Consider the following 18240-nt stretch of genomic DNA (forward strand, 5'->3'; position numbering starts at 1 on the left):
CACGGGCCGGCGGCGCCGGCGCCCGCGTCCGCCGCGGCGCCGGCGGGATTCTTGATCGAAGTTCAACCCGTCAGTCTGTCGACCCAGGCGGATCAGCCGCAGTTGATGGTGCGCACGGGCGATGGCAGCGTGTCGGCGCTGTATTCGGAACGTTGGAGTTCACCGCTGGGCGACGAATTGCGCGGCGCGCTGTCGGATGCGCTGAAGCGGGAATTGGGTGCGCTGGACGTGCAAGCGGTCAAGCCCGGCCCGGGGGCGGCCGTGTGGCGCGTACAGACGGACGTGCAGCGCTTCGACCTCGTCTCCGGCAGCATGGCGCAGTTGGACGCCACCTGGCGTGTCCGGCCCGTCAATATGAAGGGGGCGGGCTTGCTGTGCCGCAGCCTGGTCACGGAAACCGTGTCGGAAGCCGGGGTGCCGGCGCTGATTGCCGCGCAACAGCGCGCCGTGGTCAGACTGGCCGGGGCAATGGCCTCGGCGATGCGCGGCCAGGCCCCCACGGGGTCCGGATCCGTGCAGATGCTGGGGTGCTCGGCGCTGAAAGACTGAGAAATTCGCATGATCTCAAACGGTTAACCTAGGGTTAACCTTAATACAAACGCGGTTGCAACCTGTCTAGCATACGGTCCTACCCATGCTGGGTTCTTTTCGGATCCAGTATTACCTTTGCCATGCGACAGGAAGCAATCTCTTATGGCCAGCACGACCCTTGGCGTCAAAGTCGATGACGCACTACGCGACCGCCTGAAGGCGGCCGCGCACAAGCTCAACTGCACGCCGCATTGGCTGCACAAGCAGGCGATCCTTGCCTACCTGGACAAGATCGAACGCGGCCATCTGCCTGCGGAAATGTCGCATCTGGGCCTGGATACCGGCACGGAAGACGAGGCGGGCGATAGCCAGTCGGCCCCCACGCCGCCGTTCTACGAGTTTGGCCAGGACGTGCAGCCGCAGTCGGTGCTGCGCGCCGCGATCACCGCGGCCTACCGCCGCCCCGAGCCGGAATGCGTGCCGCTGCTGTTGGGCCAGGCCCGCATGCCGAACCTGGAGAAGGTTCACGCGATGGCGACCGACCTCGTCAAGAAGCTGCGCGGCAAGCGCAGCGGCGGCGGCGTCGAAGGGCTGATCCAGGAATTTTCGTTGTCCAGCCAGGAAGGCGTGGCGCTGATGTGCCTGGCCGAAGCGCTGCTGCGCATCCCCGACCGCGCCACGCGCGACGCGCTGATCCGCGACAAGGTCGCCCGCGGCGATTGGAAGTCGCACATGGGCGGCTCGCAATCGCTGTTCGTCAACGCCGCCACATGGGGCCTGATGATCACCGGCAAACTAGTGGCCGTGAGCAGCGAGCAGTCGCTGTCCAAGGCGCTGACCCGGCTGATCGGCAAGGGCGGCGAGCCGCTGGTGCGCAAGGGCGTGAACATGGCCATGCGCATGATGGGCGAACAGTTCGTGTCGGGCCAGACGATTTCCGAAGCGCTGGCCAACAACCGCAAGATGGAAGCGCGCGGCTTCCGCTATTCCTATGACATGCTGGGCGAGGCCGCGACCACGGCGGAAGACGCCGACCGCTATTACGCATCGTACGAGCAGGCCATCCACGCGATCGGCAAGGCCGCGGCCGGCCGCGGCATCTACGAAGGCCCCGGCATCTCGATCAAGCTCTCGGCGCTGCATCCCCGCTATTCCCGCAGCCAGCGTGAACGCGTCATCGCGGAACTGCTGCCGCGCGTGAAAGCGCTGACGGCACTGGCCCGCAGCTACGATATCGGCTTGAACATCGACGCCGAAGAGGCCGACCGCCTGGAGATTTCGCTGGACCTGCTGGAGGCGCTGTGTTTCGCGCCCGAGCTGGACGGCTGGAACGGCATCGGCTTCGTCATCCAGGCCTACCAGAAGCGCGCGCCGTTCGTCATCGATTACGTCATCGACCTGGCCCGCCGCAGCCGCCACCGCGTGATGGTGCGGCTGGTGAAGGGCGCTTACTGGGACAGCGAAATCAAGCGCGCCCAAGTGGACGGCCTGGAAGGCTATCCGGTCTACACCCGCAAGCTCTACACCGACGTGGCCTACCTGGCTTGCGCACGCAAGCTGTTGGGCGCGCCTGAAGCCGTGTACCCGCAGTTCGCCACGCACAACGCCTACACGCTGGCGGCGATCTATCAACTGGCGGGCCAGAACTACTATCCCGGCCAATACGAGTTCCAGTGCCTGCATGGCATGGGTGAACCGCTGTACGACGAAGTGGTCGGCCCATTGGCCCAAGGCAAGCTGAACCGCCCGTGCCGCATCTATGCGCCGGTCGGCACGCATGAAACGCTGCTGGCCTACCTGGTACGCCGTCTGCTGGAAAACGGCGCCAACACCTCGTTCGTGAACCTGATCGGCGACGAGAGCATTCCGGTTGAAACGCTGGTGGCCGATCCGGTGGAGGCGGCCTCACGCATTGTGCCGCTGGGCGCGCCGCACGAGAAGATCGCGCTGCCGCGCGAACTCTATGGCAATCCGCAGCAGGGCGCCCGTGCGAATTCCGCCGGCCTGGACTTGACCAACGAACACCGGCTGGGATCGCTGTCCGCCGCGTTGCTGGCCAGCGCCGGCACGCCGTGGCGCGCGGGCCCGATGTTGGGCGAGGGCGACCAGGCATGGGACGCGGCGCGCGCCATTGAAGTGCGCAACCCCGCGAATCTGCGCGACGTCGTGGGCCATGTGATCGAGGCGCAAGCCGACGAGGCCGACGCCGCGTTGCGCGCCGCCGCCAACACCGCGCCCATCTGGCAGTCGACGCCCGTCGCAGAGCGGGCGCAGTGCCTGCGCCGCGCGGCGCAATTGCTGGAAGAGCAGATGCAGACCCTGCTGGGCCTGATCGTGCGGGAAGCCGGCAAGTCGCTGCCGAACGCCATCGCCGAAGTTCGCGAAGCGGTGGACTTCCTGCGCTACTACGCCGACCAGGCCGAACGGGAATTCAGCAACGACACGCACCGCCCGTTGGGCACGGTGCTGTGCATCAGTCCGTGGAATTTCCCGCTGGCCATCTTCACGGGCCAGGTCGCGGCCGCGCTGGCCGCCGGCAATACCGTCGTGGCCAAGCCCGCCGAGCAGACGCCGCTGATCGCCGCGCAAGCGGTCGCCATCCTGCGCGCGGCCGGCGTGCCTGCAGGGGCCGTGCAGTTGCTGCCGGGCCGCGGCGAAACCGTGGGCGCGCAACTGGTTGCCAGCCCCGCCGTGCGCGGCGTGATGTTCACCGGGTCGACCGACGTGGCGCGCATCATCGCGCGCACGCTGGCTGATCGGCTGGACGACGATGGGCACACCATTCCGCTGATCGCCGAAACGGGCGGCCAGAACGCGATGGTGGTCGATTCGTCCGCGCTGTCCGAGCAAGTGGTGTTCGACGTGCTGAGTTCGGCTTTCGACTCGGCGGGCCAACGCTGCTCGGCGCTGCGTGTGTTGTGCGTGCAGGAAGACAACGCCGATTACGTGCTGACGATGTTGCGCGGCGCGATGCGCGAGCTTAGCGTCGGCAACCCGGACCGCCTGTCGGTGGACGTGGGGCCCGTCATCGATACCGAAGCCCGCAATGGCATCCAGCGGCACATCGAAACGATGCGCACGGCGGGCCATCGCGTGGACCAGGTCGAGCTGAACGGCGAGTGCCGCCATGGCACCTTCGTGCCGCCCACGATCATCGAAATCGACCACGTCAGCGAACTGACGCGTGAAGTGTTCGGTCCGGTGCTGCACGTGGTGCGCTACAAGCGCGAGGAACTGGACGCCTTGTTGGATGCCATCAACGGCACGGGCTACGGCCTGACGTTCGGCGTGCACACGCGCATCGACGAAACGATCGCGCACGTGACGGGGCAGGTTCACGCCGGCAACGTCTACGTCAACCGCAACATCGTCGGCGCGGTGGTGGGCGTGCAGCCCTTTGGCGGCGAATGCCTGTCCGGCACCGGTCCCAAGGCGGGCGGTCCGCTGTACATGTATCGCTTGCTGGGCACGCGTCCGGCCGGCTTGCCCCCCGCGCTGGACGCCGCGGCGCCGTTGCCGCAGCGCATTGCGTTGCCCGGCCCGACCGGCGAGACCAACACCTATATGGTCGAGCCGCGTGGCGCCGTGTATTGCGTGGCGGCCACCGAAGCCGGCGCGCGGGCGCAATGGTCGGTGGCCCGCCTGACGGGCAACCACGCCTGGTTCGCGGATACGCCGGCCGCGCAAGCGCTGCTGGCCACGCTGGATGCCGAACAGCAGGGGCAGGCCGGCATTCTGGCCGAAGACGAGGTCGATCAGGCGGATTACCAGGCGGTGCTGTTCGAAGGCGATGGCGATGCGCTGCAAGCGCTGAACCAGCGCATTGCGCAGCGTCCGGGCGCCATCTTGTCGGTGCATGGCCTGACGTCCGACGCCGTGGCGGCGGGGGCGGGCTACGTGCCGGAGCGCCTGCTGACCGAACGCTCCATCAGCGTGAACACGGCCGCGGCAGGGGGCAACGCCAGCCTCATGACCATCGGCTAAAAAGTGACCGCGCGGTAACCCCCGAGGGGTCGGGGGTTATCGCCGAGTAACCAAGGGTTATCTCCAATATCGGCCAAGGTTGCACTGGAAGCAAAATCCGGTCGCACCTCAAGTCCGGCTGTCGCAACCCGGCATTCGGACTTTGCAGAAAATGCATGCGCAGGACCTGGCCACCGCCGGGCCTGCGGTAGTAAAAGAAACCAAAAGCCTGGCTAAAAGCTCAGGTATAACAAGGCCTTAAGTCCGACATCCCGGAGGGTTCCCCATGAAGTTCCGCACCACTTTGAAGCTTCTCGCCGCCAGCATCGCCGCCGTCGGCATGACCGCCGCCGCGCAGGCCGCCGACATCAAGCTAGGCTTCGCCGCGCCGCTGACCGGCCCGCAATCGCACTACGGCGAAGACATGCAGAACGGCCTGAACCTGGCCCTGGAAGAAGCGAACAAGAAGGGCATCAAGGTTGACGGCCAGCCGGCCAAGTTCGTGCTGGTGTCGCGCGACGACCAAGCCGATCCGCGGGTGGGCGTGCAGGTGGCGCAGCAACTGGTCGACCAGGATGTCGTGGGTATCCTCGGCCACTTCAACTCCGGCACGACGATTCCCGCGTCGCGCGTCTATCACGAGGCCGGTCTGCCCCAGATCGCCATGGCGACCTCGCCCGAATACACCAAGCAGGGGTACGAAACCACGTTCCGCATGATGACCAGCGACACGCAGCAAGGCGCCGCGGTTGGCAAGTTCATGGTGCAGAACCTGAAGGCCAAGAAGGTCGCGATCATCGACGACCGCACCGCCTATGGCCAAGGCCTGGCCGATGAAGTCGAAAAGGCCGTCAAGGCCGCCGGCGGCGAAGTGGTCCGCCGCGAATACACGACGGACAAGGCCAACGACTTCACGGCCATCCTGACCAACATCAAGGGCTCGGCGCCCGACGCGATCTTCTACGGCGGCCTGGATGCGCAATCCGGCCCGATGAAGCGCCAATTGGCCACCCTGGGTTTGAAGGCGCCGCTGGTGTCGGGTGAAATGACCCGCAGCGATACGTTCATCAAGCTGGCCGGCGACGCCGCCAACGGCACCTTCGCGTCGCTTGCCGGCGTGCCGCTGGACAAGATGGCCGCAGGCAAGGATTTCGAGCAACGCTACCAGGCGCGCTTCAAGAAGGCCCCCGGCGTCTATGCGCCCTACGCCTATGACGGCGCCTGGAACATGATCAGCGCCATCGAGCAGGCCGGCTCGGCCAAGCCCGAGAAGTACCTGCCCGTGCTGGCCAAGCTGAACCGCAAGGGCGCCACCAGCGAGCACATCTCCTACGATGCCCGCGGCGATCTGAAAGAAATCTCGGTCACCATCTACGAAGTCAAGAACGGCAAGTGGGAGATGGTTGAAACGATGGTCAGCCAAGCCAACTAAGGCGGGTTGAACAGGGCGGATCCCGGCGATGCCGGCGTCCGCCCGCTTTGTCCGCATGCGCCGCCCGGCGTGTGCGGCGCGCATCCCGCGCCCGGCCCGTGACGGCTCCGGCCGAGCGGCTCGCGCGACTTTTCCAGGCTTATTTCCGCGGCCCCTATGGATATCTTCATTCAACAACTGATTAACGGCGTCACGCTAGGCAGCGTGTACGCCCTGGTCGCCCTTGGCTACACCATGGTGTACGGCATCATCGGGCTGATCAACTTCGCGCATGGCGACGTCGTCATGATCGGCGCCATGGCGGCCACCACCATCGCCATATCGCTGGTGGGCGGCGATCCCGGCGTGTCCGCGTTCGTGGTGCTGGGCGTGGGCCTGCTGGTGTCCGTGCCGCTGTGCATGGCGGTGGGCTGGACGGCCGAGCGCGTGGCCTACCGGCCGCTGCGCCGCGCGCCGCGCCTGGCGGCGCTGATCACGGCGATCGGCGTGTCCATCATTCTGCAGAACGTGGCGATGATGGGCTGGGGCCGCAACTACCTGAACTTTCCGCAGGTGCTGTCGCCCCACGTGTTCGAATTCGCCGGCGCGCGCATGAGCTCGTTGCAGATCGCCATCGTGGTGATCGCGGCGCTGATCATGGGCGGCCTGCTGGCCGTGGTGCACAAGACCCGCCTGGGCACGGCGATGCGCGCGACAGCGCAGAACCGCGAAGTGGCGGGCCTGATGGGCGTCAACATCAATACGGTCATTTCGGCGGCGTTCCTGATCGGGTCTGCGCTGGCCGCCGTGGCGGGCATGATGGTCGCGACCTATTACGGCGTGTCGCAATACACGATGGGCTTCATGCTGGGCCTGAAGGCCTTCACGGCCGCGGTGCTGGGCGGCATTGGCAACATGGTGGGCGCGATGGCCGGCGGTTTGCTGCTGGGCATCATCGAATCGCTGGGCGCCGGTTATATCGGCGACCTGACCGGCGGTTTTCTCGGCAGCCATTACCAGGACGTGTTCGCGTTCTTCGTGTTGGTGCTGGTGCTGATCTTCCGTCCGTCCGGCCTGCTGGGCGAACGTGTGGGGGACCGCGCATGAACGCCACGTTGAAAACCAGCGGGCTGTCGGCCCGCAACCTGATCGGCATTGCGTTGATTGGTATCGTGCTGGCGGTGCTGCCGTTTGTGATCGGCATGGCTGGTCAAAGCTGGGTACGCATCCTGAACTTCGCGTTGCTGTACGTGATGCTCTCGTTGGGCCTGAATATCGTGGTGGGCTTTGCCGGCCTGCTGGATCTGGGCTACATCGCGTTTTACGCGGTGGGCGCCTATACCTGGGCCTTGCTGGCATCGCCGCACTTCGGGCTGCATCTGCCGTTCTGGGCGATCCTGCCGATCGCCCTGGCCGTGGCGTGCCTGTTCGGGGTGCTGCTGGGGGCGCCAACGCTGAAGTTGCGAGGCGATTATCTGGCGATCGTCACCTTGGGCTTCGGGGAAATCATCCGCATCTTCCTGAACAACCTGAACGCGCCTATCAATATCACCAACGGGCCGCAGGGCATCAACCGCATCGACACGTTCAAGGTGGGCGAGTTTGCGTTCGGACGGACGGAAAGCCTGTTCGGCATCCGGTTCACCGGGCCCGAGAAGTACTACTACCTGCTGCTGGCGCTGACGCTCATCATCATCGTGGTGTGCGTGCGCCTGCAGAATTCGCGGATCGGGCGCGCATGGGAAGCCATCCGCGAGGACGAGATCGCCGCCAAGGCGATGGGCATCAACACCCGCAACATCAAGCTGTTGGCCTTCGCGATGGGCGCCTCGTTTGGCGGCGTCGCGGGGGCGCTGTTTGCGTCGATGCAGGGCTTTGTCAGCCCCGAGAGCTTCTCGCTGATGGAATCGATCTCGATCCTGTGCATGGTGGTGCTGGGCGGCATGGGGCACATCCCCGGCGTGATACTGGGCGCCCTGATCCTGGCGGCGTTGCCGGAATTCCTGCGCGCGGTGGTCGAACCCTTCCAGCACATGGTGTTTGGCGCCGTGGTGTTGGACCCCGAAGGCATCCGCATGCTGCTGTTCGGCCTGGCGATGGTGTGCGTCATGCTGTTCCGTCCTGCGGGCCTGTGGCCGTCCGCGGTGCGCAAGCGCGAACTCGCGACCAAGGCGCAAGGAGGCGGAGCATGAGCAAGTTGCTGCAAGCGCAGGGCCTGGGCAAACGCTTCGGCGGCCTGCAGGCCTTGTCGGACGTCAGCTTCGATATCGAGCAAGGCGAAATCTATGGGCTGATCGGGCCGAACGGCGCGGGCAAGACCACGCTGTTCAATGTGCTGACCGGCCTGTACATCCCGGAAGAGGGCGGTTGCACCTTCAACGGCGTGTCCCTGTCGGGCAAGAAGCCGCACGAGGTCGCGTTCGCGGGCCTGGCGCGCACCTTCCAGAACATCCGCCTGTTCGCCAACCTGTCCGCCATCGAGAACGTGATGATCGGCCGCCACATGCGCACCAAGGCCGGCGTGCTGGGCGCGGTGCTGCGCACGCGCGGCACGCGTGCCGAAGAGGCCGCCATCGAGGCGCGGGCGCAAGAGCTGCTGGATTACGTGGGCATCGGCCATCGCGCCAACGACGTCGCGCGTTCGCTGCCTTACGGCGACCAGCGCCGTCTTGAGATCGCGCGCGCCCTGGCGACGGATCCCAAGCTGCTGGCGCTGGACGAACCCGCCGCCGGCATGAATGCGTCGGAAACGGTGGTGCTGCGCAAGCTGGTCGAGAAGATCCGCGGCGACGGCGTCACGGTCCTGCTGATCGAACACGACATGAAGCTCGTCATGGGGCTGTGCGACCGCGTGCTGGTGCTGGAATACGGCAAGGTGCTGGCGATGGGCAAACCTGCCCAGGTGCAACGCGATCCCAAGGTTATCGAAGCGTACCTGGGCGCCGGCGCGGCCCAGGATCCGCTGATTCACAAGGAGAGCCCGGCAACATGACGGCATCCCAACCCTTATTGGAACTGCGCGGCTTGCAGGTGGCCTACGGCGGCATCCGCGCGGTGCGCGGGATCGACCTGCGCGTGGACGAAGGCGAACTCGTGTGCCTGATCGGCGCCAACGGCGCCGGCAAGAGCACGACGTTGCGCGCCATTTGCGGCCTGGTGCCGCTGGCCGGCGGCGAAGTGGTCTACGGCGGGCAATCGATCGGCGGCCAGAAGTCGCATGACCTGGTCCGCAAGGGCCTGGTCATGGTGCCGGAAGGTCGCGGCATCTTCGGCCAGTTGACCATCGAGGAAAACCTGGCGATGGGCGCGTACATCCGTCGCGATGCGGCGCAGGTTCGGCAGGACACCGACCGCGTCTTCACCTTGTTCCCGCGTTTGGCCGAACGCCGCAAGCAAGCGGCAGGCACTTTGTCCGGGGGCGAGCAGCAGATGGTGGCGATGGGTCGCGCGATGATTGCGCGTCCGAAGCTGCTGTTGCTGGACGAGCCGTCGATGGGCCTGGCGCCCTTGATGGTCGAGAAGGTCTTCGAGGTGGTTCGCACCATCGCCAGCGAAGGCGTGACGATCCTGCTGATCGAACAGAACGCGCGCCTGGCGCTGGAAAACAGCCATCGCGGCTATGTGATGGAGTCGGGTGAGATCATCCTGTCCGGGCCCGCCGGCGACATGCTGCACGACCCCAAAGTGCGCGCGGCCTATCTGGGCGAGGTCGAGTAGGGCATCGAGCTTGCGGGTGTCCGGGTTCTTTAGCCGCCGAGGCCTCCCTGCGTCATTCCGATGCTCGCCCCGGTGGGGCTGCGCTTCGGATGGCTCCGGGATCCTCGGCTGCCGGCGGCCTCATGCGTTGGTTTTGGACCCCGTTCATGGGCAGATGCCGTGAGCCGGTGGCCGGGCGGAGGGATCCGAAGCGCAGCCCCACCGGGGCGAGCATCGGAATCCCGCAGTTCGGACGCCGGCGACTCAAGAACCCTGCCTCACAAAACCGACCGTCAGCTATCCAGCCAGAAATGTTCTAAGCCGGTGCGCGTTCACGGTCCACGGCCATGACGACTCCAGCTTCGACCAGTGCGTCGATTTCCTGCTGGCCGTAGCCGAACTCTCCCAGGATCGCGATGGTGTCCTCGCCCAGCCGCGGCGCCGCGCGGTGATACTGCGCAGGCGTGGCCGACAGCTTCACGGGCATGCCTACGGTGCGCACCTTGCCCGCGACCGGGTGGTCCTGTTCCACCACCATGCCGCGCGCCAGCGTCTGCGGATGCGACAGCGCCTGCGCGATCGAATGCACCGGTCCGGCGGGTACGCCGGCCTCGTCGAAAACGTCCAGCCATTCCTGCGCGCTGCGCGTCTCCAGGATGGCCGACATCTCCGCCACCAGTTCGTCGCGGTTATTCATGCGATCGCGGTTGCGTGCGAAGCGCGGATCGTCCGCCCATTCGGGCTTGCCCAGCGCTTGCGTGATGCGCTGCCAGTTCTTCTCGTTCGCGCCGCCGATGATGATCCAGTCGGTGCCCGTGGGAAACGCCTGGTATGGCGCGCTGAGCACATGCGCCGATCCGGTGGGGCCGGGCGATACGCCGCTGCCGAAGTAGATCGCGGCGTGCCAATACAGCTGCTGCAGGCTGGCCTCCAGCAGCGAGGTCTCTACGATCTGACCCTCGCCGGTGCGCTGCTTGTGCTGATACGCGGCCAATACGCCAAACGCCGCCAGCAGGCCCGCATTGATGTCGGCCACGGAGTTCCCCGTGCGCAACGGTGCGCCGCCGGGTTCGCCGGTAATCGCCATCAAGCCCGAAAATCCCTGCGCCACCAGATCGAATCCGCCCTTGTCGGCGTAGGGGCCGGTGGTGCCGTAGCCCGAGACGGCGCAATAAATCAGGCCGGGGTTCTCCTTGCGCAGGGTGTCGTAGCCCAGGCCCAGCTTTTCCATCGTGCCTTTGCGGAAGTTCTCGGTCACGACGTCAGCGTCCCGGATCATGCGCAGCAAGACCTTCTTGCCCTCGGGATGTTTCAGGTCCAGCGCGATGGCGCGCTTGTTACGGTTGAGCATCAGGTACGGCGCCGAGATGCCATTGATCTGCGGGTCGCGATATTGGCGGGAATCGTCGCCGCCATCGATCTTCTCGACCTTGATGACGTCGGCGCCAAGATCGGCCAGCATCATGCCGCAGGTCGGGCCGGCCATGATTTGCGACAGCTCGATCACGCGCATGCCGGCCAGCGCGCCGGCGGGCGCATCGGCATTGGCGGTCAGCGGGCGGCCGGGGCCGCGGATATCGTTATGCATGCATGTTCCTTGATGTCTGGTTCAACGGCCGCTGAATTGCGGTTTGGCCTTGGCCAGGAAAGCGCGGTAGCCGGCGCGAAAATCCTCGGTATCGAAGCAGTCGAAGGCTTCGTCGCGATCGGCGTCGGTCAAGGTCTTGCCCTGGACGAGGTTGCGCACGAACTTCTTGTGCCAGCGCGCCACCAGGGGCGCCCCGTCGGCAATGCGGCGCGCGGCGGCCTGTGCCTGTTCGGCCACTTGGTCGTCCGGCACGACACGGGTGACGACGCCCAGCCGCAAGGCTTCGGCGGCGTCGAATATCGTGCCTTCCAGCAGCACTTGCAGCGCGGTCGTCGGCCCGACAAGGCGCACCAGCGGCGCCAGTTCCGAGTACGACATCACCAGTCCCAGGTTCTTGATCGGGACGCCGAACCGCGAGCTTTCACCGCAGATGCGCAGATCGGCCAAGCTGGCGATTTCCAGTCCGCCGCCGACGCAGATGCCGTGGATTTGCGCGACAACTGGGTGGCGGCAGCCGCCGATGGCCTCGATCGTGCGGCGCATGACGGCGCCGTACTCCACCGCCTGCCGCTTGTTGCTGCGCGCCGTTTCGAATTCGCTGATGTCGTTACCGGGCGAGAACGCCTTTTCGCCCGCGCCCCGCAGCACCACGCAGCGCACGCTGTCGTCGCGGTCCAGTTCCAGGAAGATGTCGCCAAGCAGACGCCAGCCGTCGATCGTGAATGCGTTGAGTTTTGCCGGGCGGTTCAGCACCACGGTCGCGATGTCGCCGTCGCGTTGCAGCAGAATGGGCGAGGAGTCGGAGGTAGAGGTAGCGCTCATGGTGTTCCTTTCGTCAGACGCGGGGGCGAAACCCGCAGGGATCATTGTTTCGTCAGGCCAAGGCTGCTGGTGAGCTTGCCGTACTTGGTCCATTCGTCCTGCACATAGGTCGCGAATGCGGCGGGCGTCTGCGGCCCGCCGCGCAGATCCATTCCCTGGTCGGCCAGCTTGGCCACAATCTCGGGGTCTGCCAGGGTCTGCGCCAGCGCGCGGTCCAGCTTGTCCAGGATCGGGCGGGGCAACTTGGCGGGTGCCAGCACCGCGTACCACTGCACGATGTCCAGGCCCTTGATGCCGGATTCGGCAAGCGTCGGCACATCGGGCAGCCGCTTGCTGCGTTCCGCGCTGGTCACCGCCAGCGGGCGCAGCTTGCCGGCCTGGATCTGGTTGATCGCGCCGGGCAGGGTGTCGAAGTTCATGTCCACGCTGCCGCCCAGCAGGTCGGTCATCGCCTGGCCGCTGCCCTTGTAGGGGACGTGCTCCATCGATACGCCGGCGATCTGCGAGAAACGCGCGGCGCTCAGATGTTGGGGGCTGCCCATGCCGGACGAGGCGTATAGCAGTTGCTTGGGCTTGGCGCGGGCGTCGTCAACCAGGTTCTGAACGGTGGCGTAGCTGTGTTTGGCCGGATTCACGACCAGCACGTTGGGCACCGACCCGATGTAGCGCACCGCAGTGAAATCGCGGATGGGATCGATGCTGGATTGCACGACGTAGGGGGCGGCGACCGTGGACTGCATGTTGGCCAGCAGCAGCGTGTAGCCGTCCGGGTCCGCCTTGGCGACGTAGTCGGCCGCGATCAGTCCGGAGGCGCCCGGCTTGTTTTCGACCACGATCTGCTGGCCCAGCAACGTGGACAGGCGCGCGGAAACGATGCGGGCCGACACGTCGGTGCCGCCGCCCGGTACAAAGCCGACGACCAGCCGGATGGGACGTTCCGGCCACTTCGCCGGGTCTTGCGCCAGGGCAGGGGCAACGGCGGCCAGACTGGCTGTCAGCGTCAATGCGCGTGTCCAGCCGCGAACATGCTTGTTCATAGTGAGTCTCCTTGGTGGATGAGGCCTGCCCGGGTGTTGCTTGATTTATGATGGGGTCAGGTTGGTATGCCTTTGGTGTCTGGTATACCAGATACAAAAATAATCGATGTTGCGAGCGTGAACAACTCATGGCTAACCCTGAAACCCTGATTCCGGACGTGTCCGTCCCGGATTTGGCCATCCACCATCCCACCTTGCCGGCGGTCGTTGCCGAGCGGCTACGGCAACTGATCATCGACGGCACGCTGAAGCCGGGCACCTGGCTTAACGAGCGCGACCTGTGCGAACAGCTGAAGATTTCACGCACGCCATTGCGCGAGGCCTACCGCATGCTGGCCTCGGACGGACTGGTGGCGTTGCAGCCCAAGCGCGGGGCCATGGTGATCGAGTTGTCGGCGGACGACATCGAGAACATCTTCGACGTGCTGTCCGTGCTGGAGGGGTTGGCGGTGCGCAGCGCCGCCGAACGCGCATCGGATGCGGAGCTTGCGCAGATCGCAGGCTTGCATGCGCAGATGCTTGAAAACTATGAGAAGCGGGATATCCGGGCGTATTTCGCGGCCAGCATGGGCACGCACATCGCCATCAATCGCGCCGCGCACAATCCGGCGCTGACCCAGTCCTATGACCGCCTGAACCTGCAGGTTCAGGCATTGCGCTACAAGTCCAATTTCGATCTTGACGAATGGACGACCGCAGTGGCGGACCATGAGGCGTTTGTTCAGGCCTTGATGGCGCGCGACGGTAAACGCGCCGAAACGCTGATCCGCAAGCATGTGGGCGGCAAGAAGGCCTACAACCTTCGTGGCCGCCCGGGCGCCGCGGTCAAAGCCTGAACCTGGCCGACCCGGCTCAGGCCGGCTGCGCCGCCAACTGCCTTCTGCCGATCCGCAGCGCGATCACGGCGGCGATCAGCCCCGTGATGCCCGAGATCACGAAGGCCATCATGTAGCTGCCTTGCGCTTCGCGGATGGCCCCGGCCATCCAGGCGGCGCTTGCCGCGCCCAGTTGGTGGCCGGCGACGATCCAGCCGAACACGATTGCCGCGTCACGCTCGCCGAAAGCCTCCGTCGTCAGGCGCAGCGTGGGCGGCACCGTGGCGATCCAGTCCAGACCAAAAAAGATCGCGAAGATCGACAGGCTGTAGAACGAGAAGTCGGAATAGGGCAGGTAGATCAGCGACAGGCCGCGCAGCGCGTAGTAGACGAACAGCAGTTTGCGCGGGTCGTAGCGGTCGGTCAGCCATCCCGATGCCGTCGTGCCCACCAGGTCGAAAATGCCCATGATCGCGAGCAGGCCGGCGGCCTGCACTTCCAGCATGCCGTGGTCGCCGCAAAGCGCGATCAAGTGCGTGCCGACCAGACCGTTGGTGGTGAAGCCGCAGATGAAGAATGTGGCGAACAGGAACCAGAACGTGCGCGTCCTGGCGGCGCGGGCCAGGGCACCGAAAGTGGCCGCCACCATGCCGGTGCGCGGCGCGGCGGGAGCCGGCGCTGCATTCGGGTCGCTGCCGAACGGCACCAGGCCGACGCTGGACGGCCGGTCGGGCACGAGCCACCAGGCCAGCGGCACCATCGCCGCGGCGGCGGCCGCCACGGTCCAGACCACCCGGGTCCAATCGCCGGACGAGGCCAGCGTGGCCAGCACGGGCAGGAAGACCAGCGTGCCGCTGGCGGTGCTGGCCGTCAACAGGCCCATGACCAGCCCGCGGTGCTTGGTGAACCAGCGATTGACGATCGTCGCGCCCAATACCGACGCCACTGCGCCGGAACTGATGCCCGAGAACACGCCCCAGGTCATCATCAGGTGCCACGGTTCGGTCATGTAGGCGCTGACGGCGCTGGAGGCTGACATCAGGAGCAGGGCGCCAATCAGGATGCGACGCAGCCCGAAGCGTTCCATCGCCGCGGCGGCGAAGGGACCGATCAGCCCATAAAGGAAGATGCCGACTGCGGCAGCGAACGAAATCGAGCTGCGGCTCCAGCCAAAGGCTTCTTCCAGCGGCACCAGCAGGACGCTGGGCGACGAGCGTAGCCCGGCCGACACCAGCAATGACAGGAAAATGACCGCGACCACGACAAACGCGTATTTCTGGCCGGCACGCCGGAACGGGATAGGAGGCTGGGCTATACTCATGTTACTGACCGGTACGTATTGAGGTTTGCGAATAGTACGTACCGGTCAGTAACATCGTCAAGCACTATTTGATGGAGACCCGAATGGCCAGCAAACCCACCGCCCCGTCCGTGACGCCGGACACCCCGGCACCCAAACCCCTGCTGGCGGCCGACCGCATCCGCAAGACCGCGCGCGAAATGTTCTATCGCGACGGAATCCGCGCGGTCGGGGTGGACGCCATCGTCACCCAGGCGGGCGTGACCAAGCCCAGCCTGTACCGCAGCTTTTCGTCCAAGGACGAGCTGGCGGCCACCTATCTGCGCGACTACGACGCCGAATTCTGGGCGCGTTTCGATGCCGCCTGCGCGGCCCATCCGGGCGACCCGCGAGCGCAGTTGCTGGATTACCTGTCCGGATTGGGCAAGCGCGCCGTGCAGAACGGTTATCGAGGCTGCGGCCTGACCAACGCGGCGGTCGAGTATCCCGAATCCGAGCACCCGGCCCGGGCCGTCGCCGTCGAGCACAAGCTGACGTTGCGCCGCCGCTTGAACGAGATGGCGGCGGGCATGGGCGCGGCCGACCCCCAGGCGCTGGCCGATGGTTTGCTGCTATTGATCGAGGGCGCGTTCGTTTCCAGTCAGCTATTCGGCGCGGGCGGACCGGCGGGACGGGTTGCCGAAATGGCCGATAAGCTGATCCAGGCCCACCTTCCCGGCTGAAAGGCGTATTGCACCGCACAACAACGGTGCTTAATGTGGTGCCGGATGCACCGTAATGGTGGTGTTTGTACCCATTGCGCAACGAACAAAATAATGGTTCAAATTTACGTTGCAACGCAGCAAACGCGGATCTAACATGAATTTGTGTTGTTCCACATCGCGCTTTCTCAAGGAGAGAATCATGAGCGATACCGCGTTGAAAAATGCCCGTATGTCGGATGCGCTGGAGCGGTCCCTGATCCGCGAGGCCGTCAAAGCGGAAACCCTGTCCGGCCCCTTCGCCCGTGGCAACTGGCTGCGCCTGAAAGCGCGCCTGGCATCCTGGGGGGGCGCCGTCGGCGAAGTGCTGCACGACATGGACGCCGGCCGGCAGCAGCATCCGGTCATCTCCGCCCGCCACTGAGCGCAAGCGGTCAGCCAAAAAAACGCCAGCAGATGCTGGCGTTTTTTTTATGGCCTTGGGCCATGCGAGACGGCAGGTGGCGAAGGCCTAGACCGCCATGTCGACCAGCAGGTACCCGTCCAACACCACGATGCCGACCGTGGCGCTGATGGCGGCCCACGCCCAGGCGCCGCGTAGCGCGTATTGGCCCATCACGCCCTTGCGGCAAGCAAGCACCACGAGCGGTCCCAGTGCGAAAGGCAGCGCCAGGCTAAGGATGACCTGGCTTAGCACCAGCAGTTCGTCGGGATCCTTGCCCCCGGTGAAGACCAGCAGGCCAACCGCGGCGGCCCCCGCGACCAGGCGGGTCATCAGGGCGCGGCGGCGGTCGGACCAGTTGCTGCGTAGCTGGAAGCCCTTGGACAGGATGCGGCCAGCCAGCACACCCGTGATGGTCGAGCTTTGGCCGGCGGCATAGAGCGCCACGGCAAAGACGATGGCGGCGCCGACGCCCAGCGTCTGGCCGATCACGGCGTGGGCGTCGTCCAGGCTGGAGACGATCAGCCCCGACCCCGACAGCGAGGCCGCCGCCACGATCATGATGGCCGAATTGATCAGCATGGCCACGCCGAGCGACACAATGGTGTCGTTGCGGGCCAGGCGCATCGCCATGTCGCGGGCGGTCGAGGGTAGCGCTTGCGCGCGTTCCGCCAGCGAGCCGGAATGCAGATAGAGGTTGTGCGGCATCAGGGTCGCGCCCAGGATGCCCAAGGCGATCAGGAATCCCTGCGGATCGCGCAGGGCGCGGCCGGTCTCCGTCACGCCATGCGCGACTGCCGTCCACGCCGGATTGGCCTTGAACAGCAGGAATACGAACGACGCGGCCACGACCCCCAGCAGCAGCGCGATGACGCGTTCATGGCGGTCGGCGTTGCCGCGCGTCAGCGCCAGTACGGCGAAGGTGCCGACGCCGGTCACGGCCACCCCAGCGATCAGGGGCAGGCCGAACAACAGGCGCAACGCGATCGCACCGCCGATCAGTTCGGCCAGCGCAGTGGCCAGGATGGCGGCTTCGCCGGCCAGCCAGGCGGCTTTGGACCAACCGCGCGGCAGGTGCCGGGCCGTCAGGGTGGCCAGGTCTTGTCCGGTGGCCAAGGCCAGGCGCGATACCAGAATCTGGAAGCCCAGAGCCAGGAAGGCCGAGGTGATGACAACCATCAACAGCCCGTAGCCGAAGCCGCTGCCGCCAGCGATGTCGGTGGCCCAGTTGCCCGGATCGATGTAGCCGACGGCCACCAGGATGCCCGATCCGACCATGCGCCGCAGATTCGCCGATACCTGGGCGTCTTGCGCAAGGGCGGCTCTGCCGCCTGATATCGCGTAGATGAATCCGGTCATGCGACACTCCTGAGAATGGTTCTCATTTTCTAGAAGTGCGCGTCGGCCGTCAAATTGATTTTGGGCAAGGCGGGGATAGGGTGGCCCAATGGCGCGCCGCCCGGGCGCGCCATTCAACAAGGATCAGGACTTGAGCTTGGCGTCCATGGTGATCTTGGCCTTCAACACCTTCGATACCGGGCAGCCGGTTTCTGCCTTGCGCGCGGCTTCCTCGAAAGCTTGCGCGGTGGCGCCGGGGATGACGGCTTCCACGGTCAGGTGGACGGCGGTGATGGAGAACCCGTCGTCCACTTTGTCCAGCGTCACTTCGGCCTTCGTGTCCAGGCTGGTGGCGACCAGACCGGATTCGGACAGGATGTTGGACAGAGCCATGGTGAAGCAGCCAGCATGGGCGGCGCCCAGCAATTCTTCGGGGTTGGTGCCCGGAGTGTCTCCGAAGCGCGTATTGAAGCCGTAGGGTTGGCTCTTGAGCGCGCCGCTTTGCGTGGAGATCGTGCCCTTGCCAGTCTTCAGATCGCCCGACCAGGCGGCGGATGCGGTTTTCTTCATGGTGACTCCTGTTGAGGGGGCGCGCC

The 18240-nt window shown here is 65.7% G+C and carries 16 protein-coding genes; 10 read left to right on the forward strand and 6 right to left on the reverse strand.

Annotated features, from left to right (window positions below; translation table 11 throughout):
* The 7 genes from ACE039_RS06340 to ACE039_RS06370 form a co-directional block, all read left to right on the forward strand.
* A partial coding sequence (locus tag ACE039_RS06340; protein WP_485821946.1) for a PqiC family protein occupies positions 1-549 on the forward strand: 549 nt, incomplete at its 5' end.
* A gap of 144 nt (positions 550-693) precedes the next feature.
* Positions 694-4515 (forward strand): trifunctional transcriptional regulator/proline dehydrogenase/L-glutamate gamma-semialdehyde dehydrogenase, encoded by a 3822-nt coding sequence (putA, locus tag ACE039_RS06345; RefSeq protein ID WP_485821947.1) that lies wholly within the window; start codon positions 694-696, stop codon positions 4513-4515.
* Positions 4516-4780: 265 nt separating this feature from the next.
* Positions 4781-5926, forward strand: a complete 1146-nt coding sequence (locus ACE039_RS06350) for a branched-chain amino acid ABC transporter substrate-binding protein (RefSeq protein ID WP_332008241.1) — start codon at positions 4781-4783, stop codon at positions 5924-5926.
* A 234-nt stretch (positions 5927-6160) separates the two neighbouring features.
* Positions 6161-7012: a branched-chain amino acid ABC transporter permease gene (locus tag ACE039_RS06355; protein ID WP_409516543.1), complete on the forward strand. Its 852-nt coding sequence runs from the start codon at positions 6161-6163 to the stop codon at positions 7010-7012.
* Complete coding sequence (locus ACE039_RS06360; protein ID WP_485821948.1) at positions 7009-8097, forward strand: ABC transporter permease subunit; 1089 nt, start codon at positions 7009-7011, stop codon at positions 8095-8097. The genes ACE039_RS06355 and ACE039_RS06360 overlap by 4 nt, the downstream gene beginning before the upstream one ends.
* Positions 8094-8897 (forward strand): ABC transporter ATP-binding protein, encoded by an 804-nt coding sequence (locus ACE039_RS06365; RefSeq protein WP_448710150.1) that lies wholly within the window; start codon positions 8094-8096, stop codon positions 8895-8897. The genes ACE039_RS06360 and ACE039_RS06365 overlap by 4 nt, the downstream gene beginning before the upstream one ends.
* Positions 8894-9622: an ABC transporter ATP-binding protein gene (locus tag ACE039_RS06370; protein WP_448710149.1), complete on the forward strand. Its 729-nt coding sequence runs from the start codon at positions 8894-8896 to the stop codon at positions 9620-9622. Before ACE039_RS06365 ends, ACE039_RS06370 begins: the two co-directional genes overlap by 4 nt.
* Positions 9623-9917: 295 nt before the next feature.
* Here the strand turns inward: ACE039_RS06370 and ACE039_RS06375 are convergent, their stop codons facing one another.
* From ACE039_RS06375 to ACE039_RS06385, 3 genes are read right to left on the reverse strand one after another with little or no spacing between them, the layout of a single operon-like run.
* Positions 9918-11189 carry a CaiB/BaiF CoA transferase family protein gene (locus ACE039_RS06375; RefSeq protein ID WP_485821949.1) on the reverse strand — a complete coding sequence of 424 codons (1272 nt, stop codon included), beginning with the start codon at positions 11187-11189 and terminating at the stop codon, positions 9918-9920.
* Positions 11190-11210: 21 nt separating this feature from the next.
* Positions 11211-12011, reverse strand: a complete 801-nt coding sequence (locus ACE039_RS06380; protein WP_448710147.1) for an enoyl-CoA hydratase-related protein — start codon at positions 12009-12011, stop codon at positions 11211-11213.
* Between the two features lie 41 nt (positions 12012-12052).
* Complete coding sequence (locus ACE039_RS06385) at positions 12053-13048, reverse strand: Bug family tripartite tricarboxylate transporter substrate binding protein (RefSeq protein WP_448710146.1); 996 nt, start codon at positions 13046-13048, stop codon at positions 12053-12055.
* Between the two features lie 128 nt (positions 13049-13176).
* On the opposite strand from ACE039_RS06385, the gene ACE039_RS06390 reads away from it, so the two are divergent.
* Positions 13177-13884, forward strand: coding sequence for a GntR family transcriptional regulator (locus tag ACE039_RS06390; RefSeq protein WP_332008810.1), 708 nt, complete (start codon positions 13177-13179; stop codon positions 13882-13884).
* Positions 13885-13900: 16 nt separating this feature from the next.
* Here the strand turns inward: ACE039_RS06390 and ACE039_RS06395 are convergent, their stop codons facing one another.
* A complete protein-coding gene (locus ACE039_RS06395; RefSeq protein ID WP_448710145.1) occupies positions 13901-15184 on the reverse strand; it encodes an MFS transporter in 1284 nt (427 codons plus the stop codon).
* 83 nt (positions 15185-15267) lie between these two features.
* On the opposite strand from ACE039_RS06395, the gene ACE039_RS06400 reads away from it, so the two are divergent.
* Entirely contained in the window at positions 15268-15885 is a 618-nt protein-coding gene (locus tag ACE039_RS06400) for a TetR/AcrR family transcriptional regulator (RefSeq protein WP_485821950.1), read from the forward strand.
* Between the two features lie 181 nt (positions 15886-16066).
* A complete protein-coding gene (locus ACE039_RS06405; RefSeq protein ID WP_448710143.1) occupies positions 16067-16288 on the forward strand; it encodes an XRE family transcriptional regulator in 222 nt (73 codons plus the stop codon).
* Between the two features lie 87 nt (positions 16289-16375).
* On the opposite strand, the gene ACE039_RS06410 is transcribed toward ACE039_RS06405, so the two are convergent.
* The gene (locus ACE039_RS06410; RefSeq protein WP_448710142.1) at positions 16376-17665 is read right to left on the reverse strand and encodes an Nramp family divalent metal transporter; all 1290 of its coding nucleotides are present in this window, start codon (positions 17663-17665) and stop codon (positions 16376-16378) included.
* 123 nt (positions 17666-17788) lie between these two features.
* Positions 17789-18214, reverse strand: a complete 426-nt coding sequence (locus ACE039_RS06415; protein ID WP_006227908.1) for an OsmC family protein — start codon at positions 18212-18214, stop codon at positions 17789-17791.
* Between the last annotated feature and the right edge of the window lie 26 nt (positions 18215-18240).

This window comes from Achromobacter maghribensis (assembly GCF_057334215.1).

What these genes read in the sequence shown, in the direction of transcription:
- ACE039_RS06395 (WP_448710145.1), bottom strand. Translation starts at nt 15,184, where the DNA reads ATGAGTATAGCCCAGCCTCCTATCCCGTTCCGGCGTGCCGGCCAGAAA.
- ACE039_RS06380 (WP_448710147.1), bottom strand. Translation starts at nt 12,011, where the DNA reads ATGAGCGCTACCTCTACCTCCGACTCCTCGCCCATTCTGCTGCAACGC.
- ACE039_RS06375 (WP_485821949.1), bottom strand. Translation starts at nt 11,189, where the DNA reads ATGCATAACGATATCCGCGGCCCCGGCCGCCCGCTGACCGCCAATGCC.
- ACE039_RS06415 (WP_006227908.1), bottom strand. Translation starts at nt 18,214, where the DNA reads ATGAAGAAAACCGCATCCGCCGCCTGGTCGGGCGATCTGAAGACTGGC.
- ACE039_RS06350 (WP_332008241.1), top strand. Translation starts at nt 4,781, where the DNA reads ATGAAGTTCCGCACCACTTTGAAGCTTCTCGCCGCCAGCATCGCCGCC.
- ACE039_RS06370 (WP_448710149.1), top strand. Translation starts at nt 8,894, where the DNA reads ATGACGGCATCCCAACCCTTATTGGAACTGCGCGGCTTGCAGGTGGCC.
- ACE039_RS06390 (WP_332008810.1), top strand. Translation starts at nt 13,177, where the DNA reads ATGGCTAACCCTGAAACCCTGATTCCGGACGTGTCCGTCCCGGATTTG.
- ACE039_RS06400 (WP_485821950.1), top strand. Translation starts at nt 15,268, where the DNA reads ATGGCCAGCAAACCCACCGCCCCGTCCGTGACGCCGGACACCCCGGCA.
- ACE039_RS06365 (WP_448710150.1), top strand. Translation starts at nt 8,094, where the DNA reads ATGAGCAAGTTGCTGCAAGCGCAGGGCCTGGGCAAACGCTTCGGCGGC.
- ACE039_RS06360 (WP_485821948.1), top strand. Translation starts at nt 7,009, where the DNA reads ATGAACGCCACGTTGAAAACCAGCGGGCTGTCGGCCCGCAACCTGATC.
- ACE039_RS06405 (WP_448710143.1), top strand. Translation starts at nt 16,067, where the DNA reads ATGAGCGATACCGCGTTGAAAAATGCCCGTATGTCGGATGCGCTGGAG.
- putA (WP_485821947.1), top strand. Translation starts at nt 694, where the DNA reads ATGGCCAGCACGACCCTTGGCGTCAAAGTCGATGACGCACTACGCGAC.
- ACE039_RS06385 (WP_448710146.1), bottom strand. Translation starts at nt 13,048, where the DNA reads ATGAACAAGCATGTTCGCGGCTGGACACGCGCATTGACGCTGACAGCC.
- ACE039_RS06355 (WP_409516543.1), top strand. Translation starts at nt 6,161, where the DNA reads ATGGTGTACGGCATCATCGGGCTGATCAACTTCGCGCATGGCGACGTC.
- ACE039_RS06410 (WP_448710142.1), bottom strand. Translation starts at nt 17,665, where the DNA reads ATGACCGGATTCATCTACGCGATATCAGGCGGCAGAGCCGCCCTTGCG.